Annotated in this window: 1 protein-coding gene; it reads left to right on the forward strand. The window is 66.2% G+C overall.

Annotated features, from left to right (window positions below):
• Window positions 1-266: TetR family transcriptional regulator (locus QM806_RS41090; protein ID WP_283295072.1), on the forward strand; the 266-nt coding region annotated here is incomplete at both ends.

Raw genomic sequence — 266 nt, forward strand, 5'->3', positions numbered from 1 at the left:
ACAGCAACGGGCGGCGGTGACCCGGGCGCAGATCGTCCGCGGGGCAGCGGAAATGTTCGACAAGTCCGGGTTCGAGGGCGCCAGTCTCGTTGAGATCCTCGAGGCGGCGGGCATGACGAAGGGGGCGTTGTACTTTCATTTCCGGTCCAAGGAGGATTTGGCCCGGCACATCATCGCCGAGCAGCACCGGATCTCCATCGCCGCGGTGCAGGCCATCGCCGCGCAGGAGGCGTCGGCGATCGAGCAGATCGTGATGCTCTGCCACG

Origin of the sequence: Rhodococcus sp. IEGM 1351, from assembly GCF_030056875.1 — a bacterium.
Lineage (GTDB): Bacteria > Actinomycetota > Actinomycetes > Mycobacteriales > Mycobacteriaceae > Rhodococcus_F > Rhodococcus_F opacus.